Annotated in this window: 23 protein-coding genes and 1 pseudogene; 17 read left to right on the top strand and 7 right to left on the bottom strand. The window is 73.6% G+C overall.

Going from position 1 to position 23,836, the window contains the following annotated elements; genetic code table 11:
- Nucleotides 1–93: 93 nt before the first annotated feature.
- A complete protein-coding gene (locus C1A33_RS07680; RefSeq protein WP_101830822.1) occupies nucleotides 94–822 on the bottom strand; it encodes a lysophospholipid acyltransferase family protein in 729 nt (242 codons plus the stop codon).
- 364 nt (nucleotides 823–1,186) lie between these two features.
- Between C1A33_RS07680 and C1A33_RS07685 the strand changes: the two genes are divergently transcribed.
- The 3 genes from C1A33_RS07685 to C1A33_RS07695 all read left to right on the top strand — a co-directional run bounded on the left by C1A33_RS07685 (nucleotide 1,187) and on the right by C1A33_RS07695 (nucleotide 3,947).
- Nucleotides 1,187–1,879, top strand: a complete 693-nt coding sequence (locus tag C1A33_RS07685) for a M50 family metallopeptidase (RefSeq protein WP_101830823.1) — start codon at nucleotides 1,187–1,189, stop codon at nucleotides 1,877–1,879.
- 70 nt (nucleotides 1,880–1,949) lie between these two features.
- The gene (locus C1A33_RS07690) at nucleotides 1,950–2,816 is read left to right on the top strand and encodes an SOS response-associated peptidase (RefSeq protein WP_101830824.1); all 867 of its coding nucleotides are present in this window, start codon (nucleotides 1,950–1,952) and stop codon (nucleotides 2,814–2,816) included.
- Nucleotides 2,817–3,152: 336 nt separating this feature from the next.
- Nucleotides 3,153–3,947, top strand: coding sequence for a tyrosine-protein phosphatase (locus C1A33_RS07695; RefSeq protein ID WP_101830825.1), 795 nt, complete (start codon nucleotides 3,153–3,155; stop codon nucleotides 3,945–3,947).
- Between the two features lie 102 nt (nucleotides 3,948–4,049).
- Here C1A33_RS07695 and C1A33_RS07700 read toward each other — a convergent pair whose 3' ends face one another.
- The 3 genes from C1A33_RS07700 to C1A33_RS07710 all read right to left on the bottom strand — a co-directional run bounded on the left by C1A33_RS07700 (nucleotide 4,050) and on the right by C1A33_RS07710 (nucleotide 5,635).
- Nucleotides 4,050–4,613 carry an HdeD family acid-resistance protein gene (locus C1A33_RS07700; protein WP_101830826.1) on the bottom strand — a complete coding sequence of 188 codons (564 nt, stop codon included), beginning with the start codon at nucleotides 4,611–4,613 and terminating at the stop codon, nucleotides 4,050–4,052.
- Between the two features lie 144 nt (nucleotides 4,614–4,757).
- Entirely contained in the window at nucleotides 4,758–4,952 is a 195-nt protein-coding gene (locus tag C1A33_RS07705) for a ferredoxin (RefSeq protein WP_101830827.1), read from the bottom strand.
- A gap of 119 nt (nucleotides 4,953–5,071) precedes the next feature.
- Nucleotides 5,072–5,635, bottom strand: a complete 564-nt coding sequence (locus C1A33_RS07710) for a YceI family protein (protein ID WP_101830828.1) — start codon at nucleotides 5,633–5,635, stop codon at nucleotides 5,072–5,074.
- Nucleotides 5,636–5,930: 295 nt separating this feature from the next.
- Between C1A33_RS07710 and C1A33_RS36335 the strand changes: the two genes are divergently transcribed.
- Genes C1A33_RS36335 through C1A33_RS07730 form a run of 4 tightly spaced genes read left to right on the top strand, consistent with a single transcriptional unit; the run spans nucleotide 5,931 to nucleotide 11,059 of the window.
- Nucleotides 5,931–7,157, top strand: coding sequence for a ComEA family DNA-binding protein (locus tag C1A33_RS36335; protein ID WP_243407295.1), 1,227 nt, complete (start codon nucleotides 5,931–5,933; stop codon nucleotides 7,155–7,157).
- A 35-nt stretch (nucleotides 7,158–7,192) separates the two neighbouring features.
- Nucleotides 7,193–9,751: a ComEC/Rec2 family competence protein gene (locus C1A33_RS07720; RefSeq protein WP_243407296.1), complete on the top strand. Its 2,559-nt coding sequence runs from the start codon at nucleotides 7,193–7,195 to the stop codon at nucleotides 9,749–9,751.
- 1 nt (nucleotide 9,752) lies between these two features.
- Nucleotides 9,753–10,769 carry a DNA polymerase III subunit delta gene (gene holA, locus C1A33_RS07725; protein WP_101830829.1) on the top strand — a complete coding sequence of 339 codons (1,017 nt, stop codon included), beginning with the start codon at nucleotides 9,753–9,755 and terminating at the stop codon, nucleotides 10,767–10,769.
- The gene (locus tag C1A33_RS07730; RefSeq protein ID WP_243407297.1) at nucleotides 10,766–11,059 is read left to right on the top strand and encodes a hypothetical protein; all 294 of its coding nucleotides are present in this window, start codon (nucleotides 10,766–10,768) and stop codon (nucleotides 11,057–11,059) included. Before holA ends, C1A33_RS07730 begins: the two co-directional genes overlap by 4 nt.
- Before the next feature lie 82 nt (nucleotides 11,060–11,141).
- Here the strand turns inward: C1A33_RS07730 and rpsT are convergent, their stop codons facing one another.
- A complete protein-coding gene (rpsT, locus tag C1A33_RS07735) occupies nucleotides 11,142–11,411 on the bottom strand; it encodes a 30S ribosomal protein S20 (protein WP_101830830.1) in 270 nt (89 codons plus the stop codon).
- 323 nt (nucleotides 11,412–11,734) lie between these two features.
- On the opposite strand from rpsT, the gene lepA reads away from it, so the two are divergent.
- Complete coding sequence (gene lepA / locus C1A33_RS07740; RefSeq protein ID WP_101830831.1) at nucleotides 11,735–13,582, top strand: translation elongation factor 4; 1,848 nt, start codon at nucleotides 11,735–11,737, stop codon at nucleotides 13,580–13,582.
- Nucleotides 13,583–13,733: 151 nt separating this feature from the next.
- Here the strand turns inward: lepA and C1A33_RS34665 are convergent, their stop codons facing one another.
- Nucleotides 13,734–13,898 (bottom strand): hypothetical protein, encoded by a 165-nt coding sequence (locus C1A33_RS34665; RefSeq protein ID WP_243407298.1) that lies wholly within the window; start codon nucleotides 13,896–13,898, stop codon nucleotides 13,734–13,736.
- Between the two features lie 228 nt (nucleotides 13,899–14,126).
- Here C1A33_RS34665 and hemW point away from each other — a divergent pair, with 228 nt between their 5' ends.
- The 9 genes from hemW (at nucleotide 14,127) to era (ending at nucleotide 23,277) form a co-directional block, all read left to right on the top strand.
- Nucleotides 14,127–15,362 (top strand): radical SAM family heme chaperone HemW, encoded by a 1,236-nt coding sequence (hemW, locus tag C1A33_RS07745; protein ID WP_101830832.1) that lies wholly within the window; start codon nucleotides 14,127–14,129, stop codon nucleotides 15,360–15,362.
- Between the two features lie 243 nt (nucleotides 15,363–15,605).
- Nucleotides 15,606–16,625 (top strand): heat-inducible transcriptional repressor HrcA, encoded by a 1,020-nt coding sequence (gene hrcA, locus C1A33_RS07750; RefSeq protein ID WP_101830833.1) that lies wholly within the window; start codon nucleotides 15,606–15,608, stop codon nucleotides 16,623–16,625.
- Nucleotides 16,625–17,767: a molecular chaperone DnaJ gene (gene dnaJ, locus C1A33_RS07755; protein WP_101830834.1), complete on the top strand. Its 1,143-nt coding sequence runs from the start codon at nucleotides 16,625–16,627 to the stop codon at nucleotides 17,765–17,767. The genes hrcA and dnaJ overlap by 1 nt, the downstream gene beginning before the upstream one ends.
- A 51-nt stretch (nucleotides 17,768–17,818) precedes the next feature.
- Nucleotides 17,819–18,625: a 16S rRNA (uracil(1498)-N(3))-methyltransferase gene (locus tag C1A33_RS07760; RefSeq protein ID WP_101830835.1), complete on the top strand. Its 807-nt coding sequence runs from the start codon at nucleotides 17,819–17,821 to the stop codon at nucleotides 18,623–18,625.
- A gap of 123 nt (nucleotides 18,626–18,748) precedes the next feature.
- The gene (locus C1A33_RS07765) at nucleotides 18,749–19,792 is read left to right on the top strand and encodes a PhoH family protein (RefSeq protein ID WP_101830836.1); all 1,044 of its coding nucleotides are present in this window, start codon (nucleotides 18,749–18,751) and stop codon (nucleotides 19,790–19,792) included.
- A 28-nt stretch (nucleotides 19,793–19,820) separates the two neighbouring features.
- Nucleotides 19,821–20,369: an rRNA maturation RNase YbeY gene (gene ybeY / locus C1A33_RS07770; RefSeq protein ID WP_101830837.1), complete on the top strand. Its 549-nt coding sequence runs from the start codon at nucleotides 19,821–19,823 to the stop codon at nucleotides 20,367–20,369.
- A 19-nt stretch (nucleotides 20,370–20,388) separates the two neighbouring features.
- Nucleotides 20,389–21,924, top strand: coding sequence for a hemolysin family protein (locus C1A33_RS07775; protein ID WP_243407299.1), 1,536 nt, complete (start codon nucleotides 20,389–20,391; stop codon nucleotides 21,922–21,924).
- Nucleotides 21,921–22,328, top strand: coding sequence for a cytidine deaminase (locus C1A33_RS07780; protein WP_101830838.1), 408 nt, complete (start codon nucleotides 21,921–21,923; stop codon nucleotides 22,326–22,328). The genes C1A33_RS07775 and C1A33_RS07780 overlap by 4 nt, the downstream gene beginning before the upstream one ends.
- A 1-nt stretch (nucleotide 22,329) precedes the next feature.
- Nucleotides 22,330–23,277 carry a GTPase Era gene (gene era, locus C1A33_RS07785; protein WP_101830839.1) on the top strand — a complete coding sequence of 316 codons (948 nt, stop codon included), beginning with the start codon at nucleotides 22,330–22,332 and terminating at the stop codon, nucleotides 23,275–23,277.
- Nucleotides 23,278–23,382: 105 nt separating this feature from the next.
- Here the strand turns inward: era and C1A33_RS34670 are convergent.
- Nucleotides 23,383–23,836, bottom strand: a pseudogene (locus C1A33_RS34670) (hypothetical protein); the annotation flags it as partial.

Below are 23,836 nucleotides of genomic sequence, written 5' to 3' on the forward strand. Positions count from 1 at the left end.
GAAACTGACGGAGGGCTGTCAGCTTCGGCCATGCGCGCATCACGGACCGACGATGTCGCTCCGCCTCGGCGAGGCGCACCGCCGGCGGGGCGGTCAGACCTCGTCGGCGTCGGCCGCGAGCGGCGGCGGAGCCGAGCCGCCAAGGTGCGCCGGCAGCCACCAGTCGGGCTGCCCCGGCGCGGGACGCGGGTAGCCGCGCTGGGCGGTGTCGAGCAGGTCGACCATCACCTTGTGCAACACGTCGGTCCCGGCCCGCCGGTCGGCCAGCTCCGACGGTGGCACCGGCGTGCCCACTGTGATGGTGATGGGCGTGCCGACCGCCTCGCGCGGGCGGAACGGATGTCCCTTGGTCAGGGTCCGCTGGCTGCCCCACAGGATCACCGGGATGACCGGGACCTTCGTGTGGGTGGCCATCCGGGCGGCCCCCGACTTGAACGAGGCAAGGCAGTAGCTCGGGTTGATCGTCGCCTCGGGGAAGACGCCGACCAGCTCGCCGGCGCGCAGCGCGGTCAGCGCCTCCCGCAGCGACGCGGCGCCCGCCTGCCGGTCCACCGGAATGTGATGCATCCCGCGCATGAGCGGGCCCGCGACCCGATGGTCGAAGACCGCCTTCTTCGCCATGTAGCGCACCGGGCGACGGCCGGCCTGCCAGAACGGCAGCCCGGCGAGGGCGAAGTCGAGGTAGGAGATGTGGTTGATCAGAACGACGGCGCCCCCGGAGGCCGGGATGTTCTCCACGCCCTGGATGTCGATCCGCAGCCGCAGTGCGCCGAACAGTCCCTTGGCGACGGCGACGACCGGTCGGTAGACGTACTCCGCCACGGCAGGCCACTCCTCAGCTCGTGCCAGCTCAGCTCGTGCTCGTGCTCGCCAGCTCGTCCTGACCTCTTGTCTCGACTACGCCAGCTCGACGATCTGCCCCCGCCAACGTGCCGTCGGCCCCTTGACTGGACCCGACATTACCGCCGGACCTGCGGGATGTGTGCCGGCTGGCGTCGCCAACCCGACGCCGTCGAGCCCGTGCCACCGCGCTGTCCACTCAGGTTCAGCAGCGATGATGACCGGACGGGCAGCCGGACAATCCGGCGATCGGCCGCCGGACCGGCCGATGCCCGGTGGAAACGGACGGCGGCACCGGGCCGGCCCTGCGGACCTGGTACGACGCACGCGGCGGAAGGGCGGACGGATGGACATACTGCGGCGCAGCCTCGAGGCGCAGCCGAGCCCGCCGCAGTGGGTACTCGTGGTGGCCGCCGTCCTCGCGGCGCTCACGGTGCTCAGCGACCGGGTGTGGCCAGTCGCCCGCCACATGATCACCATCGCGCACGAGGGCGGTCACGCCCTGGCCGCCGTGGCCTGCGGTCGGCGCCTCGCCGGCGTCCGGCTGCACTCGGACACCTCCGGCGTCACGGTGTCCTCCGGCCGCCCGACCGGCCCGGGAGTGATCGCCACGGTGGCCGCCGGCTATCCCGCCCCGTCACTGATCGGACTCGGCGCCACCGGGCTGCTCGCGATCGGGCGGTTCAGCCTGGTGCTCCAGCTGTGCGTGGCGCTGCTGCTGGCGATGCTCGTCGTGATCCGCAACGGCTTCGGGGTGGCGTCACTGCTGGTGAGCACCGGGGTGATCCTGTCGATCTCCTGGTTCGCGCCGCCGACGGTGCGGGCCGGCTTCGCCGCCTACATCGCCTGTTTCCTGCTGTTCGGGGCGCTGCGGCCGGTCGTCGAGGTGCAGCGGCAGCGCCGCCGGCGGCGGGCCCGCGACTCCGACCCCGACCAGCTCGGCCGCCTCACCGGCCTGCCGCCGACCTTCTGGGTGGGGCTTTTCGGCCTGACCGGCCTGGGGTGCGCCGCCCTCGGTGGGGCCGCGCTGTTCGGCTGAGCCCGCCCGGCCGACGCCTGGCACCCGCGCGGGCCCGGATCTGTCGGACCCGGCTGCGACACTGGGCGGCATGTGCGGTCGTTATACGCAGAAGCTCAAGACCGACGACCTCGTCGCCGCCATGTCCGCCCGGGACGAGACGGGCGGCGCCGTGCGCGAGAACACCAACGTGGCGCCGACGTCGACGATGCCGATCGTTGTGGCCGAGGCGGGCCGGGCGCTGCGGATGGCGACCTGGGGGCTGGTGCCGTCCTGGGCGAAGGACAGGTCGATCGGCGCCAGGATGATCAATGCGCGGGCGGAGACGGTCGCCACCAGGCCGGCGTTCCGCGCGGCGTACGCGTCGCGGCGCTGCCTCGTCCCCGCCTCCGGCTTCTACGAGTGGTTCCGCCCCGGCGGCGCCGCGCGGCGCGGGCAGCCGTTCTACGTGTATCCGGCCGGCCATCCCGCCACCGGTGGGATCTTCGCCTTCGCCGGCCTCTACGAGGTGTGGCGCAAGGGGGACGAGCCGCTGGTGACGTTCACCATCCTCACCACCGGCCCGGCCGACGGGCTGGCCTTCCTGCACGACCGCTCCCCGGTGATCCTGCCCGTCGCCGCCTGGGACCGGTGGCTGGATCCCGCCGGGGACGCGGCCGCGTTGGAACCGCTGCTGCGCCCGGCGCCCGCGGGCGCCGTCGCCGCGCACCCGGTCGGCGCCGACGTGGGCAACGTGCGCAACAAGGGGCCGCACCTCACGGATCCGGTCGAGCTCGATCCCGTGGTCGCCGAGGCGGTCGAGCGGATCGGCGCGCCGTCCGTGGCCGCTCTGGCGCTCGGGTTCGAGGCGGTGGACCGCCCGCTGCCCGCCGCCGTGCGCCGGCCGGGCGACGCGGTGGACCTGTCGTCGTTCGCGTCCGCCGACCTCGCGGTGCCCGCCGACCGGTCCGGGGCCTGACCGCCTCCGGGTGTTCGGGCGTTCGTGCGGCCGGTGTGAGGAGCGGGACGCATCGGGCGATAGGCCACCGACGGTGGCCCGGTCCGCGAGTATGGTGCTCGACGGCGGGTGCGGACGGTCAGGGCCCGTGTTCAGCCGGCTGGTCACGGCGTGCGCGCGGGGCCGGCGGGCCGGTGTAGGACGCCCGGCGGGCCGGGAACTGCCGCGGCCGTCCCCGAGCACAGCCGCCACCGCACAGCCTTCCCCGAGCACAGCGAGTCAGCAGGTCAGGCACGGCCGACGCGCGGCGCAGCACGGCCGCGGGGCCGCTGCCGGCCCCGGCCGGAGGAGACAGACATGACGTCTCGCATCGATCCCACCGACACCGCCGACACCGCCGACGGCGCGCCGCCGCTGGAGGCGCCCGCGCCACCGGACGTCGCCGGCCTGGTCAACCTTCGTGACGTCGGCGGCCTGCGGACGCAGGACGGCCGCCGCACCCGCGCGGGCGTGCTCTACCGCAGCGAGATGCCCAAGGAGGGTGACCATCCGCCGGCGTCCCTGGCCTGGCCGCCGCCCACCGTGATCGATCTGCGCTCGGCGGCCGAGCGCGGCCCCCATGCTCACCCGCTCGCCGCCCTCGGCTCGACGGTCCGGGTCTTCCCCCTGCTCGGCGAGGACGCGGGCGCCGGTCAGCACTCCGCCACCTCTGCCGCGATGACCGGAGGGCTGCGCTCGCTGTACGAGGCGATGCTCCAGCACGCCGCCCCACAGATCGCCGAGATCGTCGAGGTCGCCGCCGCGGCGCCGGGCCCGATCCTCGTGCACTGCGCCGCGGGCAAGGACCGCACCGGGGTGACCGTCGCCGTGCTGCTGCGCCTCGCGGACGTCCTCGAGGCGGACGTCCTCGCCGACTACCTCGCGACCGAGGCGAACATGCCCGGCGTGCTGCGGCGCCTGCGTGGGCACGCCCTGCTGCCCGGCGGCGGTTCGCAGGACGTGGACAAGGAGCTCGTCCGGGTCTCGCCGGTCGCGGCCGAAGCCGTGCTCGCCACCACGTCCGCCCATCCGGGCGGTGTCGCCGGCTGGCTGCGTGGCCACGGCACCTCCGATGAGGCGATCCGCCGGTGGCGCGAGCGCATCATCGGCTGAGCCGCCAGGGGCACGCCCACCCGACCGCCCGGCCCCGCGATGCCCACCGGGTTTCGTGACGGGCCTGGCGGTCGGCGGACCCGTTCGCGCCCCACCCTCCTGTCAGGCGTGCCGGCCGTGCGGGCGCAGCGCCAGGCCCAGGGCGGTCTCGGCGACGCCGGTGACGATGAGCTGGATGCCGAACAGGATGGCCAACACCACGATCGTCGCCCCCGGCCAGACGAGCGCGAGAACTCCCAGTACGACACTGAGCGCGGCGAGCGCGTACCCGGTGGGGGCGTTTCGACCGCCGCCGCCCGGCGCCCGGGACCTTCTGATCAGGATCGCCCGGGCCGCGCCGGTGACGATCAGTACCGAACCGACGACCAGCGCCACCACTCGCAGCGTCGCGCCAGGCCAGAGCAGGATCACGATCCCACCCAGCACGAGCAGGATCCCGAACAGCGCGGCGCCCGCGACGTTCTCGGCCCGCGCCGCCGCGATCGTCTCGCTGATCCCGGACAGCACGAGCGCGACGCCGGCCAGCGCGGCGAGCGCGCCCGCGGTAGCGAAGGGGTTCGTGATCAGGAGCAGACCGAGCACCGTGACGGCGACGCCGAGGAGAACCAGGGCGGGCCACAGGGCGCTCGGCGCGCTGTCCCGCTGCTGCCGGTAGATCGTCGCCATCGAGATACCTCCCCTGCACGTTCGGCGACACACGCCGACCCGCGTCGCGAGGAGTTGTACCCAGCGTCTGCTGCCGTATCCGGTTCGGGTATCGCCGACCGGACACAGCACCAGGCTTCGTTGCGGCTACGCCGATCTATGTCGTCAGCTCTCGCTGAGGCTGATTGCTTCGGTTGGGCAGGAATCGACCGCCTCCTGAAGATCGTCCCGCCGCGAGTCGTCTGGCTCCCCGTTGAGGAGATAGAGGTAGCCGTCATCCCGAATCTCAAAGATGTCCGGAGCCAGCCGGACACACGTGCCGCTGCTGGCACAGCGGTCGAAATCGACGTTCACGCGCATCGGCGAACCTCCCGGCAATGCTTGTATGTCGTGGTCGTCTGGACCTTACCGCCACCGTGAGCGGGGAACAGCGACATCCCCTCGTGGTCTACCGCAGCGCCGACGACCCTGACATCGCGTCAGGAAGCCTTGATCGCCGAGATGTCCAGCTCGATTTTGATCTTGTCGCTGACGAGGACGCCACCGGTCTCCAGAACGGCGTTGAAGGTCAGGCCGAAGTCCTTGCGGTTGATCGTCGTCGCGCCGGTGAAGCCGGCGCGGGTGTTGCCGAACGGGTCCCTGGAGCTGCCCTCGAAGGTGATGGCGAGGTCCACGGACTGGGTGATGCCGCGGATGGTGAGGTCGCCCGTGAGCACGTACTCGTCGTCGCCCCTGCCGGCCGTGGCGCCCGTGCTGAGGAAGGTGATCGTCGGGTAGGTGGCGACGTCCAGCAGGTCCGCCGACTTCACATGGCCGTCGCGGTCCGCGACGCCGGTGTCGAAGGAGTCGGTCCGGATGGTCACCGTGGCCGTGGACGCCGTCGGCTCCGCGCCGTTCAGCTGGAGCGTCCCCTCGACCCCGGAGAACTGGCCGCGCACGGTGGTGACCATCGCGTGCCGCGCGGCGAAGCCGATGCGGGTGTGGGCCGGGTCGATCGTCCAGGTGCCGGTCAGGTCGAGCTGGCCGAGGGTGGGAGCCGTCATCGTGTGTCCTCCTGGGATGGGCGCCGCGCGCTGGGCGCACTGACGCGGTGCGCAGGTCGTCGGGGGCGGACCGGTTGCGTGTGCAAGTTACAGCGGGGGTCAACGCCTCCTCCCCGCGGATATTCCGGCCGGCTCGGGTGCCGTGCCCGTGAGCGCGACGGTGAGATGTCGATGACCGTAGTGACCCGCTCGAGGCCCGGCCAGAATGGTGCGGTGGCCTGTGGACGACAGGGCGTCATCCACAGATCCCCGCGGCGGGCCGCGCCGTGGGCGATGGTCGACCTAACGTCCGCTCATGGTCACAGTCACCCCCGGACCCGGGTGGCCCTGCGCCCGCCCCGGGCCGGCCCACCCACCCGGTCCGACGACGCCGGCGCTTCACCATGCCGCGCCGCCCGTCCCGCTGCCCCCGCTGCCACGGCCCGCTCGCGACGGCGTTCCGAATCCGCCGCTCGCCCACCCGGCCGATCACGCCCTCGGCCTCGACGACGCGCACCGGCCGGGCGATCCACCCGTCGCGCCGCCGGCCTCCCGCGTGCGCGCCGGCTACTTCGCCGACGACGGCGACCTGAGCGACGAGGAGTTCCCGCCCGCCGGTCCGGATCCGTTCGACCACCGGCACCCGCGCGACGACCGAGTAGAACAGCCCGACGGCGACCCGTTCGAGGACGACTTCCGGACGCCTGGGGAGCCGGCGCCGCCGGCGGCGGAGCACCGCGTGGACGTTCCCGACCCCACCGCCGGCGGGTACTCGATCCGTGCGCGCCTGGCCGAACGGCTGCCGATGAGCCTGCGCGCCGTGGTGGCGACGCCGGCGGCCAGTGCGACGCTCGTGCTCGCCCTGGTGGCCCTCTCCACCGCCGTCATGGCGACCTGGCTCGCCTGGCAGCACCGCCCGGTCCCCATCGCGGCGCCCGCCTCGACGTCGTCGCTCGTCGTCGCCTCAGCGGGCGCGGCCGACGGCCCTGTCGCCCGGGCCGCGGGCGCCGCCACTCCACGTCCGTCGGGGAGTGCCGCCGGGTCATCGGCCTCGGCGGGCGCCGGCGGCGAGGTCGTGGTCGACGTGGCGGGTCGGGTGACCCGTCCCGGGGTGGTGCGCCTGCCCGCTGGTGCCCGGGTCGTGGACGCGATCGACAGGGCCGGGGGGGTCCTGCCGGGAACCGACACCACCGGCATCGCCCTGGCCAGGATCCTCGTCGACGGCGAGCAGGTGCTCGTCGACGGGCGGCCCGGCTCGCCGCCCGCCGCGGTCCCGCCACCGGCCGGTGGCAGCGACGGATCCGCTGGCGGCGGGGCTGGCGGGACGTCCGGGGCTGGCGCGGCGTCGGGCGGTCCCCTCGACCTCAACAGCGCGAGCGCGCAACAGCTCGACGGCCTGCCCGGGGTCGGTCCCGTGTTGGCGCAGCGGATCGTGGACTGGCGTGCGGAGCACGGCCCGTTCCGGTCTCCCGAACAGCTCGGAGAGGTCAGCGGCGTCGGTGATCGGCGGCTGGCGGATCTGCTGCCGCTCGTGCGGGTCTGACCGTCGTGGTGTCCCACGACCCCCGGGAGGCAACCGTGGACTCCGGGCCGGCCAGGCGGCCCGGGCCACCGCCGGAACCGGTCGACGCACGGCTGGTGCTGCCGGCGGTCGCCGCCTGGGCCGGCGCCGCGGTCGCGGTGCGCTGGACGATGCCGGGCATCCTGCTCACCCTCGCCGCCGTGCCGGTCATCGCGGTGCCGGCCCTGCTGGCCGGTTGGTATCGGCGAGGTGTGCCCGGACGGCGGGGGTCCGCCCGGGCTCGCCCCAGGCGCGGCCCCAGGCAGGCCGATCAGCGCCCTTCGGGCCGGAACCCGGGTGACGAGCCGCCCCGGCTCGTCACGCTCGGGGCGGTCGTGGTCGTCTTTCTCGCAGCCGGCGTCATCGCTGGCGGCCTCGGGACCCGCCCTGGGGACCGCGGCCCGTTCGCCGACCTGGTGCGTCGCGAAGCGGCGGCCACCGCGCAGGTCGTCGTGACCGACGACCCCCGCCAGGGCACCGGCCAGGGGCAGCTCGCGCCAGATCGCGCGCGGGCGACCTACGTCACGCCGGCCCGCCTGGAGCGGGTCACCGCCGCGGGAGTGACGCTGCGGGTGCGCGCGGCGGTCGTCCTGATCGGCCGGGGCTCAGCCTGGCAGGAGCTGCTTCCCAGCCAGCACCTGGCCGTGACCGGTCGGCTGGCGGCGCCCCGGTCCGACCCAGGGGTCGCCGCGGTGCTGCTCGTCAGCGGCGACCCGCAGCCGCGCGGGCGGCCAAGCCCCGTCCAGCGGGCCGCCGGCCGGCTGCGGGCGGGGCTGCGCGAGGCGGCGGCCGGGCTTCCGCAGCCGCGGCGCGGCCTGCTGCCGGCCATCGTCGACGGCGACGTCTCCGGGCTCGACGCGGGCGTGCGGGCCGACTTCCGCGCCGCCGGGATGTCCCACCTGACGGCCGTGTCCGGCGGCAACGCCGCCATCGTGACCGCGTCGGTGCTGTTCGCCGCGGCCTGGGCCCGGCGCGGCCGGCGAATGCGGGCCGCACTCGGCGGTGGCGCGTTGATCTCCTTCGTCGTCCTGGCCCGGCCCTCGCCGAGCGTGCTGCGCGCCGGGGTGATGGGGCTGATCGGGCTGGCCGCCTACGCGGCCGGCCGGCCTCGGGCGGTGCTGCCCGCCCTCGCCGCCAGCGTGACCCTCCTCGTCCTCGTCCAGCCGACGCTCGCGGTGTCGGTCGGGTTCGCGCTGTCCGTCCAGGCGACGGCCGGAATGATCGTGCTGGCACCGGGCTGGCGGGTCGCGCTGGCCCGGCGGCTGCCGGAGCGGATCGCCGACGTCCTCGCCGTCGCGGCCGCGGCGCAGCTCGCCTGCACACCCCAGCTGGCCTGGATCGGGGGTGGGGTCAGCGTCGTCGCCATCCCGGCGAACGTGCTGGCCGCGCCGGCGGTGCCGGTCGCGACGGTGCTCGGTGTGCTGGTGCTGTGCGTCGGCGTGGTGGCGCCGGTGCCGGCGCGCTGGCTCGCGCACCTGGCCGACCTGCCCTGCTGGTGGCTGGTGACGGTGGCGCATCGCTGCGCGGCCCTGCCGCGGGCGACGCTCGGCTGGCCCGGTGGCGCCGAAGGTGCGGCCGGCGCCGCCGTCGCCGTGGCCGTCGCGCTGGCGCTGCTGCGCCGGCGGCGGGGCCGACGGCTCGCCGCGGCGGCGCTGGCCGGCCTGTTACTGGCGCGCTGCGCGGTGGTGGAGCGATTCGCCGCCTGGCCGCCGGCCGACTGGCGTCTCGTGGCCTGCGACGTCGGCCAGGGAGACGCGCTGGTACTGCGCGCCGGGCCGGGCAGCGCCGTGCTCGTCGACGCGGGGCCCGATCCCGGCCTCCTCGCCCGCTGTCTCACCGAGCTGGGCATTCGGTCGCTGCCCCTGATCCTGCTCAGCCACCTGCACGCCGATCACGTGAACGGCCTGCCCGCGGTGCTGGGCCGGCTGCCGGTGGGGGAGGTGGTCGTCGGCCAGCTGCGGGAGCCGGCCGGGCAGTGGCGGCTGGTGCGCCGGTGGGCGCAGCAGGCCCGCGTGCCCCTGCGGACCATCGAGGCCGGGACCGCCGGTGCCGCCGGCGCGGTCTGCTGGACGGCACTTGGACCCCGCGTGGTCCTGCACGGCACCGACAGTGATCCGAACAACGACTCGCTCGTCGTCTCGGCGCGGGTCGGCGCGCTGCGCGTGCTGCTGACCGGGGACGTCGAGGCCGTCGCCCAGCGGAGCCTGCGCGACCTGCCGGGGGAGGCGACGCTGCTGCGGGCGGACGTGCTGAAGGTGCCCCATCACGGCTCGGCGAACCAGGACCCGGCCTTTCTCGCCGCGTCAGGAGCGCGCTTCGCGCTCGTCAGCGTGGGCCGGGGAAACGACTACGGCCACCCCGCGCCGCCGACGCTGCGGACCCTGGCCCGGGCCGGCATGGCCGTCGCCCGCACCGACCGCGACGGAGCGCTCGCCGTCACCGCCCCGGCCATGCCCGCGCGGACCGGGGCAGCCGTGGGGGGCGGAGGAGCCTGCCCATCCCCACGGGCAGACCCCGGTGTGGCGCTCCCGGGTGACGTGTCGGTGGTGCGCCGGCGGGCCGGGGACGGATCGTGACATGCTCACCGGTGTGGCCGCCTCCGCCTCCGCACCCGCCCCGCTCGTCCTCGTCACGGGTGACGAGGACCTGCTTGTCGGGCGAGCCGTCCGCGAGGTGGTCGACGGTGCCCGCCGGCGCGACCCCGAGGTGGAGGTCGTCGACCGGGGCGCGGGTGAGCTCACCGACGCGGACCTTGTCGACCTCGGCACCACGTCGATGTTCGGCGGCGGGCGGGTCGTGATCGTCCGCGGCGCGCAGGATCTCGGCGAGGAGCTGCGGGACGGCCTGCTGGCCTACCTCGGCCACCCGCTGGACGACGTCGTGCTGGTGCTGGTCCACAGCGGCGGGGTGAAGAACCGCAAGCTCGCGGACGCGATGAAGGCCGCGGGAGCGCGGGTCGTCACCGCTGCGAAGATCACCAAGCCGCGGGACCGGCACGATTTCGTCGTCGCCGAGGTCCGCCGGCTCGGTGGGCGCATCAGTGACGGCGCGGTGCGGGCCCTGCTCGACGCCATCGGTGGTGATCTGCGCGAGCTCGCCGCCGTGTGCGACCAGCTCGTGGCCGACACCGAGGGCGGCATGCTCGACGAGGCCGCGGTGGCGCGTTTCCATCGCGGTCGGGCCGAGGCGAGTGGCTTCTCCGTCGCGGACGCGATCATCGGCGGCGACCTGCCGCAGGCCCTGACGCTGCTGCGCCAGGCGGTGGAGGGCGGCACGGCGGCGGTGCTGATCTCCAGCGCCGTCGCCGGTGGGCTGCGGGAGCTGGCCCGGGTCGCCGCGGCCGGGCCCGGCACCAAGTGGGACCTCGCCCGCTCGCTCGGGATGCCCGACTGGAAGGTCGAGAAGGCGCAACGCTCGGCTCGGGGCTGGTCGGACGCCGGGCTGGGGATCGCGCTGCGGGCGGCGGCGACCGCGGACGCGGGAGTCAAGGGCGCTTCCGTCGACGCCGGCTACGCCCTGGAGAAGCTGTTGCGGGAGGTCGCCGTGGCCCGTTCGCTCTCACGCGACCGTGGGTCCCGAGGGGGACGCGGATGACCTCGCCGACGGCCTCGCCGGGGCCCGAGCCCGACGTGCCACCGCCGGGTGGCTGGTTCGGGCTGCGGGTACTGCCGGCCGGGTGGATGCGTGGGCTGCTCATGGGCATCACCGCGCTGGTGACGGTGGTCGTCGCGCTCGGTGATCTGGCCAGCGCCTGGGTCGTGGTGGTGCTGCCGGCCACCGTCGCCGCGATGGTCGCCTACCACGAGGCGCTGAAGCGCATGATGCGCCCGGAAGCAACCATCGACGCGGCGGATCCACCCGGGCCGGACGGCGCCCCGCGGTAGGGCGGTATCCACCGGAACGAATCCGTCTCCGGACACGCAGAAAAGCCGGAGCGCGAACGCACCCCGGCTCGGCCGCGGAGGGTCAGCTGGCGATCAGCTTCGCGTGGGCGAGAGCGAGCGCCGACTTGCGGTTGGCGGCCTGGTTGGCGTGGATGACGCCCTTGCTCGCCGCCTTGTCGAGCTTGCGGTTGGCGATCCGCAGGGTCTCACCGGCCTGCTCGACGTCCTTGGCGTCCACGGCCGCGTGGAAGCGACGCACGTGGGTCTTGAGCTCGGACTTGACCGCCTTGTTGCGCAGCCGCCGCTTCTCGTTGGTGAGGTTGCGCTTGATCTGCGACTTGATGTTGGCCACGCGGAGGAACCTCTGGGTTGTCGAGTCGGGATGGGTAGATCCGCACCTGACGCTCGGTACTGGTCATGCCATACCCGCGGCCAGATCAGGATCTGTTGTGCCGTACCTGCAGCCAGGTCAGGGCCGGCAGCCCACCTGGAGGTCTTCACGTTATCAAACCGCGCACCGGTGGGATCGAACCTGGTGTCGCCCGGTGCACCACCGCAACCTCGCCGCGGCTCCTGGCACGATGAAGGTGAGGTCGACCCCAGATCCCGGCCCGGGACCCGTCCGCCACCACCGCGGGTCCCGTGACCACCGCGAGCGAAACGAGAACTCTCCGCGTGTCCGCAGCCCCGCACCTGTCGCCCGGCGCCGACCCGGCGATGATCCGCAACTTCTGCATCATCGCCCACATCGACCACGGCAAGTCGACCCTCGCCGACCGGATGCTCGGTGTGACCGGCGTCGTGGAGGCGCGCAACATGCGCGCCCAGTACCTCGACCGGATGGACATCGAGCGCGAGCGCGGCATCACGATCAAGGCCCAGAACGTGCGGCTGCCCTGGCGGGCGGAGGATGGCAGGGACTACATCCTGCACCTGATCGACACGCCCGGGCATGTCGACTTCAGCTATGAGGTGAGCCGCTCGCTCGCCGCCTGCGAGGGGGCGGTGCTGCTGGTCGACGCCGCGCAGGGGATCGAGGCCCAGACTCTCGCGAACCTCTACCTCGCGATCGAGAACGACCTGACGATCATCCCGGTCCTCAACAAGATCGACCTTCCGGCGGCGCAGCCGGAGAAGTACGCCGAGGAGATCGCGGCGATCATCGGCTGCGACCCGAACGACGTCCTGCGCGTGTCCGGCAAGACCGGTCAGGGCGTCCCGGAGCTCCTCAACGAGATCGTCCGGCAGGTGCCCGCGCCGGTCGGCAACCCCGACGGCCCGGCCCGGGCCATGATCTTCGACAGCGTCTACGACATCTACCGCGGTGTCATCACCTACGTCCGGGTCGTCGACGGCACGCTCACCACCCGGGACCGCTGTCTGATGATGTCCACCGGCACGAGCCACGAGACCCTCGAGGTCGGCGTGATCTCGCCGGACCCGCACCCGACCGGCTCGCTGTCGGTCGGCGAGGTCGGCTACGTCATCCCCGGCGTGAAGGACGTCCGCCAGGCCCGCGTCGGCGACACCATCACCACCAGCGTGCGCCCGGCCACCGAGATGCTCGGCGGCTACCGTGACCCGCTGCCCATGGTCTACTCGGGCCTGTACCCGATCGACGGCAGCGAGTACCCGGCGCTGCGGGAGGCGCTCGACAAGCTCCAGCTCAACGACGCCGCCCTCACCTACGAGCCGGAGACGTCCGCCGCGCTCGGCTTCGGCTTCCGCTGCGGCTTCCTCGGCCTGCTGCATCTGGAGATCGTCCGGGAGCGCCTGGAGCGCGAGTTCAACCTGACGCTCATCTCCACCGCGCCGAACGTCGTCTACCGGGTCGTGATGGAGGACGGCTCGGAGGTCACCGTCACCAACCCCAGCGACTGGCCGGGGGGCAAGATCGCCGAGGTGCACGAGCCGATCGTCCAGGCGATGCTGCTGCTGCCCACCGACTTCGTCGGCGCGGTCATGGAGCTCTGCCAGGGCCGGCGCGGCGTGCTGGGCGGTATGGACTACCTGTCCACCGACCGGGTGGAACTCAAGTACACGCTCCCGCTCGGCGAGATCATCTTCGACTTCTTCGACGCGCTGAAGTCCCGCACGCGCGGCTACGCGAGCCTCGACTACGAGCCCGCCGGCGAGCAGCTCGCCGACCTGGTCAAGGTCGACATCCTGCTGCAGGGCGAGACGGTCGACGCCTTCTCCGCGATCGTGCACAAGGACAAGGCCTACACCTATGGCGTGTCGATGACGACGAAGCTGCGCGAGCTGATTCCCCGCCAGCAGTTCGAGGTGCCGATCCAGGCGGCCATCGGCAGCCGGATCATCGCCCGCGAGAACATCCGGGCGATCCGCAAGGACGTGCTGGCGAAGTGCTACGGCGGTGACATCACCCGCAAGCGCAAACTGCTGGAGAAGCAGAAGGAGGGCAAGAAGCGGATGAAGACCATCGGTCGGGTCGAGGTTCCGCAGGAGGCCTTCATCGCGGCGCTGTCCACGGACGCGACCAAGACCAGCCAGCCCAAGTAGCACCAGCACCGGGGCGGCCGGGGGTGCCGAGGTGTGGTGGCGCCGCCCGGGTCGCGCTCCGTCTCGGAGTCCCCGGCGTGACGCCGTCGAGCGCGGCCGGCGGCGCGGTGGGGGGCGCCCGGTCGCGGGGCCCCGGGGTGGTCGGATCGGGTCAGCTGGCGGGCAGCGGCGCGGCGGGCAGCGGGATCGGTTCGGTCACCGGCTCGATGAGCGAGCGGCCGCCGCCCGACGCGGCGGCGCTGGAACGATACACGGTGGTGCGGGGCGGGAGCAGCTCGAAGATGTTCTCCAGAACGGCTCTGACGTCATCGTCCATGACTGGATCTTTTCGTACACGGAGCGCCCAGTCCACGACGCCTCGCCCATATTCCTCCCCTCTGCCCACAACGTCGGCAAAACATCGCTGATGTCTACCCCGGCCGGCCGGGGGTCGTGTGGACCTGCTGGTCCGCACGTGGTCCTGCTGTGGCCAGCCTCGGCCCGCTGGTGCGCTTGACAAACTTTGCGTTGCCGTAAATCCATCGGTTGGGGGCACACTGGGGGCATGCCACAAAAGCCTCCCGACGGGGCACCTCCCCCCGACGACGGCGCGCTGCCCGCGGCCGCTCTGGCCGAGCTGGCGCACCGTGCCCTCGGGGCCTACGTGCACGTGCCGTACTGCGCGGCGCGCTGCGGCTACTGTGACTTCAACACCTACACGGCCGCGGATCTCGGCGGCGCCCTGATCTCCTCGGTGGGCCTGACGACCTTCGTCGACATGGCGACCAGGGAGATCCGGCTGGCCCGCGAGGTCCTCGGCGCGGCGGCCGGCCCGATCGCCACCGTCTTCGTCGGCGGCGGCACGCCGACGCTGCTTCCCGCGGGCGACCTCGCCCGCCTGCTGCGCGCCCTCGACGCCGAGTTCGGGCTGGCTCCCGGCGCGGAGGTCACGACCGAGGCGAACCCGGAGTCGGTCGACCCGGCCCAGCTCGAGCAGCTGCGCGCCGCCGGATACACCCGGATCTCGTTCGGCATGCAGAGCGACCGGCCGCACGTGCTGGCGGCCCTTGACCGCCGCCACACCCCCGGGCGGGTGTCCGAGGTCATGCGCTGGGCGCGCAAGGCCGGCTTCGACCACGTGAGCCTCGATCTCATCTACGGGGCGCCCGGCGAGTCGGAGGCCGACTGGGCGGCGAGCCTGCACGCCGCGGTGCAGCTGGGGCCCGACCACGTCAGCGCCTACGCCCTGACGGTGGAGGAGGGCACCAAGCTGTCCCGCCGGGTCCGGCGCGGGGAGCTGCTGGAACCCGACGACGACCTGCTGGCCGACCGGTACCTGCTCGCGGACGACATCCTCGGCGCCGCCGGTCTGGTCAACTACGAGGTCAGCAACTGGTCGCGCGGCGCGGATGCCCGCTGCCGGCACAACCTGGGCTACTGGCGCGGGGACAACTGGTGGGGCTTCGGTCCCGGCGCGCACAGCCACGTGGGTGGCGTGCGGTGGTGGAACGTCCGCCATCCCGCCGAGTACGCCGCCCGGCTCGGTGCTGACCGCAGCCCGGCGCTTGCCCGTGAGGAGCTCGACGACGAGAGCCGGCGGGTCGAGCGGGTGATGCTGGGCGTGCGCCTCGCGGAGGGGCTTCCCGTCGGCGAGCTGGCCGAGGCGGGGCTGGCCGCCTGCGCGGAGCTGGCCCGATCGGGCCTGGTCGAGCCGGGCGGGCTGGAGTTCGGCCGAGTGCGCCTGACCCGGCGCGGTCGCCTGCTCACCGACACGGTCGTGCGCGCGTTGCTGCCGGACTGACGCGGCGTCCGGCGTGCCCCGGAACACGCCGCGCCGCGGGGTCGTTCTCGCAGGGGGACGTCGCCGGATCCTCACCGGCTACCGGATCCTCACCGGCTATTCGTGAGGTCGCTGATGTTCTGTGCTTGTCCGAGCGTTGGCGGCTACACTTGGCACTCACTGCGGCCGAGTGCCAGTTCCGGTGTTCGCCGGTGCACGCACCGTGGCCCGGCCACGTCCCGCTGCTGAAGGGGGTGCGACCGCGTGCTGGAGGATCGGCGGCTCGAAGTCCTTCGGGCGATCGTCGAGGACTTCGTCCTCAGCAACGAGCCGGTGGGTTCCAAGGCGCTGGCGGAGCGTCACAGCCTCGGCGTCTCGCCGGCCACGGTTCGTAACGACATGTCGGCGCTGGAGGAAGAGGGCTACATCACGCAGCCCCACACCAGCGCGGGGCGTATCCCCACGGACAAGGGCTACCGGTTGTTCGTCGACCGGCTGTCCGGCGTCAAGCCGCTGTCCCGCGCGGAGCGGCGCGCGATCCAGAGCTTCCTGGAGGGCGCGGTCGACCTGGACGACGTCGTCCGCCGCTCCGTGCGGCTGCTCGCGCAGCTCACCCGGCAGGTCGCCGTGGTGCAGTACCCGTCGATGTCGAGCAGCAGCGTGCGGCACATCGAAGTTGTCACCCTCGGTCCGCGACGGTTGCTTATGGTCATCATCACCGAGTCTGGTCGGGTCGAGCAGCGCATCGTCGACCTGCTCACCCCGGTGGACGAGGAGATGGCCGCGGAGCTGCGTTCGGCGCTGAACTGTGGCCTCACCGGCCAGCGGCTCGCGGAGGCGCACGAGGTGGTCGCGGCGCTGCCCGACCAGGCCAGGCCCGAGCTCCGGCCGTGCCTGGCGACGATGACCGGAGTGGTGCTGGAGGCGCTGGTGGAGCGCCCGGAGGAACGCATCGCCATGGCCGGCACGGCGAACCTCACCCGGGCCACGGTCGACTTCGCGGACTCGCTGCGCTCTATCCTCGAGGCGCTCGAAGAACAGGTCGTGCTGATGAAGCTCATCGGCTCGGCCCGCGAGACCGGTACTGTAACGGTACGCATCGGCCGAGAGACGGACGTTGACGCCCTGCGGTCGACCGCGGTGGTGGCCACCGGCTACGGCCGCGGCCCCTTCGCACTGGGCGGCATGGGCGTGGTCGGGCCGATGCGCATGGACTATCCGTGGACGATGGCGGCCGTCCGGGCCGTCGCCAAATACGTGGGTGAACTCTTGGGTGCCGACTGATGGCCGTGGACTACTACGCCGTTCTTGGCGTGCGTCGAGACGCGTCGAACGACGAGATCAAGCGGGCCTACCGCAAGCTGGCCCGTGAACTGCATCCGGATGTCAACCCCGACCCGGAGGCGCAGCAGCGCTTCCGTGGGGTGACCGCGGCCTACGAGGTGCTCTCCGACCCGGAGAAGCGCCAGATCGTCGACCTGGGCGGCGACCCGCTCGCGCCGGGCGGTGGCGGCGGTGGCGGCTCGCCGTTCGGCGCCGGTTTCGGTGGGCTCGGCGACATCATGGACGCCTTCTTCGGCGGCGGGGCGAACCGTGGCCCGCGCTCGCGCGTGCGGCGTGGCAACGACGCGCTGCTGCGCATCGAGCTCGACCTGTCCGAGACCGCCTTCGGCGCCACCCGCGAGATCACGGTGGACACCGCGGCGGTGTGCTCGACCTGCTCCGGGGCCGGTGCCGCGCCCGGGACGCACCCGGCGACCTGCGGTACCTGCGCCGGCCGCGGCGAGGTACAGCAGGTCACCCGGTCCTTCCTGGGCCAGATGGTGACCTCCCGCCCGTGCCCGCGCTGCTCGGGCACCGGCACCGTGATCGAGCACCCCTGCCGCGACTGCGGCGGGGACGGCCGGGTCCGCAAGCGCCGCACCCTCACCGTGAAGATCCCGTCCGGCGTCGAGGACGGGATGCGCATCCGGCTGTCGGGCGAGGGTGAGGTCGGTCCCGGTGGCGGCCCGCCCGGCGACCTGTACGTCGAGGTCTCCGAGCGGCAGCACGCGGTGTTCACCCGCGAGGGCGACGACCTGCACTGCGAGCTGCCGCTGCCGATGACCTCGGCGGCGCTGGGCACGTCCGCCACGCTGGAGACCCTCGACGGCACCGAGACGATCGCCGTCAAGCCCGGCACCCAGCCCGGCGAGGTGATCAAGCTGGCTGGTCGCGGGGTGCCGCACCTGCGCGCCGCCGGGCGTGGCCACCTGCACATCCACATCAACATCGAGACGCCGACCAAGCTGGACGCGGAGCAGGAACGGCTGCTGCGGGAGCTCGCGAAGCTGCGCGACGAGGAGGCTCCCGCGGTGGTGGGTGGTTCCACCGGCGGCGGTGCGAGCGGCCTGTTCCGCCGGCGCGGCTCCCGGCGTGGCCGCTGACGCGCCGCGCCGGCACCGCCAGGACTTCGAGGACATCCCCTGACCAGCGCGCTGTTCCAGGTCTCGCCGCTGCCGAGCGGGGACGCCTTCACGCTCGACGGCCCGGAGGGTCATCACGCGGCGGCGGTGCGCCGGCTGCGGGCGGGTGAGCCCGTCGATGTCACCGACGGCGTCGGCGGCGGTCTGGAGTGCATCGTCGTCGCGGTGCGCCGAGACGAGATCGACTGTGCGGTGCGCGGCCGGGTGCGGGTACCGCCGCCGCGGCCGCGGCTGGTCGTCGTGCAGGCGCTTGCCAAGGGGGACCGCGGCGAGCGGGCCGTGGAGATGCTGACCGAGGTCGGCGTCGACGAGATCGTTCCGTGGTCCTCGGCGCGGTCGGTGGTCCGGTGGGAGGGCGAGCGCGGCGCGCGGGCCCGCCAGCGCTGGGCACGCACCGCCGCCGAGGCGGCGAAGCAGTCCCACCGCCTGCACTGGCCGTGCGTCACGGAGCTCGTGGGCACCGCGGAGCTGGCACGGCGGGTGGCATCGGTGTCGTTCGCGGTCGCGCTGCACGAGCAGGCGAAGGAGCCGCTGGTCGGCCTGGCGCGGCGATGGCGTGCCGAGGCCGGTGCCGCCGTGGACGCCGGCGGTGTCGGTCCGGCCGGGGGCCTCGATGCGGACCCGGCGGGGGAGATCCTGCTCGTCGTCGGTCCCGAGGGCGGGCTCGACGACGGCGAGGTCGACGCGTTGCGGCAGGCCGGCGCGGCCGTGGCGAGGCTCGGGCCCACGGTGCTGCGCACGTCCACGGCCGGCGTGGTCGCGGCGGCCGTCGTGCAGGCCGAACTCGGTCGCTGGGACGGCCCGGGTGATGATGGATAGACTGGACGGGTAGCACCCGTGGTTCACTCCGTAGCCCATAAGGCGCCGTGGCCCACGAGTCGCCGACCCATCACCACGGTAATCGATTCTGAGAGGTGCCGCGGCCGTAGCTGGCCGCTCTCTATGCCCGAATCCGTCACGCCATCCGTCGCGTCGGCCGTTCCCGCCACGACGCGCCTCGTCGTACCCGGTCCGCACAGCATGGTGAGCCTGCTCGGCCACCAGGACGAGCTGCTGCGCACCATCGAGCGGGCCTTCTCCTCCGACATCCACGTGCGCGGCAACGAGATCACCATCACCGGCGCGCCGGCGGAGAACGAGCTGGCCGCGAAGCTGTTCGCCGAGCTCATCGCGCTGCTCGACGCGGGCACGGAGCTCAGTCCGCAGCACATCGACCACTCGCTGGCGATGCTGCGCAGCGGTGCCGGCGAGCGCCCGGCCGAGGTCCTCACCCTCAACATCCTCTCCAACCGGGGCCGCACGATCCGGCCCAAGACCCTCAACCAGAAGCGTTACGTCGACGCGATCGACCAGCACACGATCGTGTTCGGGATCGGCCCGGCCGGCACCGGCAAGACGTACCTGGCCATGGCCAAGGCCGTGCAGGCGCTGCAGGCGAAGAAGGTCAACCGGATCATCCTCACCCGCCCGGCGGTCGAGGCCGGCGAGCGGCTCGGCTTCCTGCCCGGCACCCTGTACGAGAAGATCGACCCGTACCTGCGGCCGCTGTACGACGCGCTGCACGACATGGTCGACCCGGACTCGATCCCGCGGCTGATGCAGAGCGGCACCATCGAGGTCGCCCCGCTGGCCTACATGCGCGGCCGCACCCTCAACGATGCCTTCATCCTCCTCGACGAGGCGCAGAACACCTCGCCCGAGCAGATGAAGATGTTCCTGACCAGGCTCGGCTTCGGCGCCAAGATCGTGGTGACGGGTGACATCACCCAGGTCGACCTGCCCAGCGGCACCCGCAGCGGCCTGCGTGTCGTCCGGGAAATCCTCGACGGCGTCGACGACGTGCACTTCGCCTCCCTGACCAGCTCCGACGTCGTCCGTCACCGGCTGGTGAGCGAGATCGTGGACGCCTACGCCCGCTGGGACGCGGCTGAGAACCTGCCCGGCGCGGCGGCGCCGGCGCGCTCCGGCCGCCGGGAGCGACGGTGACCGTCCCCGCGGTCGGAGAGGACCGCTGATGGCCGTGTTCGTCGCCAACGAGTCGGGCGCGAGCGATGTCGACGAGGTGCGCCTGACAGCGCTCGCCCGCTTCGTCCTCGACGCGATGAAGATCAGCCCGCTCGCCGAGCTGTCGGTCATGCTCGTCGAGGAGAAGGCCATGACCGACCTGCACGTGCGGTACATGGGCGAGGAGGGCCCGACCGACGTCCTGTCGTTCGCCCAGGACGAGGCGTTCGACGCCTCCTGGTCGGAGTCCGGGGACGACGATCCGACCACCCTGCTCGGCGACGTCGTGCTCTGCCCGGACGTGGCCCGCCGGCAGGCGGAGGCGGCCGGGCACTCGTTCGAGCGTGAGCTTCACCTGCTGTGCACGCACGGCATCCTGCACCTGCTTGGCTACGACCACGCCGAGCCGGACGAGGAACGCGAGATGTGGAAGATCCAGAACAAGCTGCTGACGTCCTGGGACGCCGCGGCCAGATCCGCCGGCGGGAAGCATCCCACGGGCGGCGCGAGCGGCGCGGACGGCGGCCCTGCCCCGGCCGGTCCGACCGCCACCCGCTGACCCCGGCCGGGGGCGACCGATGAGCTCCGGCGATCTCCTGCTCGTCTTCCTCACCGTGGTCGGATCGCTCGCCGCGGCCGGCTTCGGCTGCGTGGACGCGGCGCTGACCCGGGTGTCGCGGGTCTCGGTGGAGGGCTTCGCCCGGCAGAACCGGGCCGGCGTCGCCAACCTGTCCACCGTCGTGGCCGATCCCGGCCGCTACCTCGCCCCTCTGTTGCTGCTGCGGATCATCGGCGAGATGGTCGCGGCCGCCTGCCTCACCGTCCTGTTCGCCCGCGCGTACGGCGCCGGGTTCGCCGCGGTCGGGCTCGGCACGCTGGTCGCGACCCTGATCGCCTACATCCTGGTCGGGGTGATGTTCCGTACCCTCGGCCGCCAGCACGCGCCGGCCGTCGCGTTGGCGACCGCGGGGCTGACCGTGCGCCTCGCGCGCATCCTGGGGCCGCTGCCCCGCCTGCTCATCGCACTGGGAAACGCCGTCACGCCGGGTCCCGGCTATCGCGACGGGCCGTTCGCCTCCGAGGCGGAGCTGCGTGACCTGGTCGACCTCGCCGAGGAGAACGAGGTCATCGAGCGCGAGGAACGCGACATGATCGCGTCCGTGTTCGAACTCGGCGACACCCTCGTCCGCGAGGTGATGGTGCCCCGGCCCGACATGGTGTTCATCGAGTCGACGAAGTCGGTCCGCCAGGCGCTGTCCTTCGCGCTGCGCAGCGGCTTCTCGCGCCTGCCGGTGATCGGGGAGAGCGTGGACGACGTGGTGGGCATCGCCTTCCTCAAGGACATGGTCGCCCACGAGCGCGACGGCGACGAGGACGGCCCGATCGCCGAGATCATGCGCGCGCCCGCGCTCGTCCCCGAGAGCAAACCCGCCGACGACCTGCTTCGCGAGATGCAGGCGTCGCGCACCCACATGGCCATCGTCATCGACGAGTACGGTGGGACGGCCGGGCTGGTGACCATCGAGGACATCCTCGAGGAGATCGTCGGCGAGATCACCGACGAATACGACAGCGAGGTGGCCCCGGTGGAGTGGCTCGACGCCGGCACCGCCCGGGTGACGGCCCGCCTCGACGTCGACGACCTCGGCAAGCTGTTCGACCTCGACCCCGAGGAACTGCCCGGCGCCGACGACGCGGTGACCGTCGGCGGCCTGCTGGCCACCGCGCTCGGCCGGGTGCCGATCCCGGGCGCCACCGCTGAGGTCGGTGGCCTGCGGCTGACGGCCGAGCGGGCGGCCGGCCGGCGCAACCAGATCGGCACGATCGTCGCCACCCGACTCGACGGGGCGCCGCCCACCGCGGGCCGCCCCCCGAACGGCTCCACCAGCCGCCCCGCACCGGCAGGCGCGCCCCGACCCGCTGACGGTCCCGCCGCGGCGGGCGGACCCACGCTGGCGGGCGGCGCCGCTCCGACAGGCGACGCCGCTGCGAGCCTGGACCCCGCCTCGAGCACGGACCCCGCGCCGGCGGGTGATCCGCAGCCGGGCGATGGTGCCGCGGTGGCGGACCGGCCGGTAGCCCCCTCGCAGCAGCATGGAAAGGTGACCTCGTGACCGCTGACCCGACCTCGCCGGGCGCTGTGCCCGCCGGTGGGCCAGGCCTCGAGCTCGCGGCCGAGGACGCGAAGCTGCTCGTCCTCGCCCGCTCGGCCCGGCTGCGCGCCTACGTTCCGGATGGCCGGCGGGCGGAGGGCGCCGCCCTGCGTGACACCGACGGGCGCACCTACGCGGCGGCGACCGTCGGCCTGCCCCGGGCGGAGCTCGCGATCTCGGCGCTGCGCGCCGCCGTCGCCGCGGCCGTCTCCAGTGGCGCCCGCCGTTTCGAGGCCGCCGCCGTCGTCACCGAGGGCGACGGGATCGACGCCGACGACCTCGCGACCCTGGCCGAGTTCGGCACCGGGATCCCCGTCCTCCTCGCCGGTACCGACGGAACGGCCCGTGCCCGGACGGCCAGCTAGCGTGGCGACCACCAGCGGCAGCACCACCGACCCGAGCCCGCCGGCGGCCTTCCGCTCCGGGTTCGCCTGTTTCGTCGGCCGGCCCAACGCGGGCAAGTCGACGCTGACCAACGCGCTCGTCGGCACCAAGGTCGCGATCACCAGCGGCCGGCCGCAGACCACCCGGCACGCCATCCGCGGCATCGTGCATCGCGACGACGCGCAGCTCGTGCTCGTCGACACCCCCGGGCTGCACCGCCCGCGCACCCTGCTCGGCCAGCGGCTCAACGACGTCGTGCGGGCGACGCTGTCCGAGGTGGACGTGGTCGGCTTCTGTATGCCCGCCGACGAGCCGCTCGGCCGCGGCGACACGTTCATCGCCGAGGAGCTGTCCCGGCTGCCGAAGCGGACGCCGGTGGTGGCCATCCTCACCAAGACGGACAAGGTCACCGACCCGGATCGGATCGGCGCCCGGCTGCTCGAGGTCTCCGGGCTCGGCGAGTTCAGTGACATCGTCCCCGTGAGCGCCGTGCGCTCCTACCAGGTGGACGTGCTCGCCGACGTCCTCGTCTCCCGCCTGCCCACCGGCCCGGCGCTCTACCCGGGCGGGGAGCTGACCGACGAGCCGGAGCAGGTGATGGTCGCCGAGCTGGTCCGCGAGGCGGCGCTGGAGGGCGTACGCGACGAGCTGCCGCACTCGCTCGCCGTGGTGGTCGAGGAGATGGTGCCGCGGGAGGGGCGGCCCGAGACGCGGCCGCTGCTCGACGTGCGGGTCAACGTCTTCGTCGAGCGGCCGAGCCAGAAGGCGATCGTCATCGGCGCCGGCGGCTCGCGGCTCAAGGCGGTCGGCTCGCAGGCCCGCACCCAGATCGAGGCGCTGCTGGGCACCCCGGTCTACCTCGACCTGCACGTCAAGGTGGCCAAGGACTGGCAGCGCGATCCCCGTCAGCTGCGCCGGCTGGGCTTCTGACCCAGGGTCGCGGCGCCAGGCCCGCCAGGAGCGGGCCCGTGGCCGACGGGTAGGCGGGCCCTGGGACGGTTCGGGGCGGCGCCCGGCCGCCCGGCGGGCGCCGGGTCAGTGGTGCGACGACCGTCGGCGCCACCAGCGCGGTCGGCGGCGTTCCGGCCGCTCCCGCGCGCCCCCCGGGTCGTGGGTGGCCTCGCCGTCCACGATCTCCAGAACCGCGGGCCGCACGCGGCGTCGGCGCACCGTCGGGGCCCTGGCGTCCTCGGCCTCGCCCACCGGCGTCGTCCGCCGGATGGGCCCGATGAAGACCCGCCCGGCCGGCTCCGACATCGGCGTCCCGGAGATCTGCGTCTGCGGGATCTGCCTCTGCGGGGCGGGCGTCTGCGGGGCCTGCGTCTGCGGGGCCTGCGACTCGGGGAGCGGCGGCCGCGGCGTCTTCTCGTCGGGGGCCTTCGCCGCCACATCGGCCGGCGGCGCGGCGGCGTCACGGTGATCGGGGGCACCGGACGGCTCGGCGGCTCGCGGGGGCTGCGCGTGCGCGACGGGCGGGGGAGCGGTGCCC

Origin of the sequence: Frankia canadensis, assembly GCF_900197875.1 — a bacterium.
GTDB lineage: Bacteria > Actinomycetota > Actinomycetes > Frankiales > Frankiaceae > Frankia > Frankia canadensis.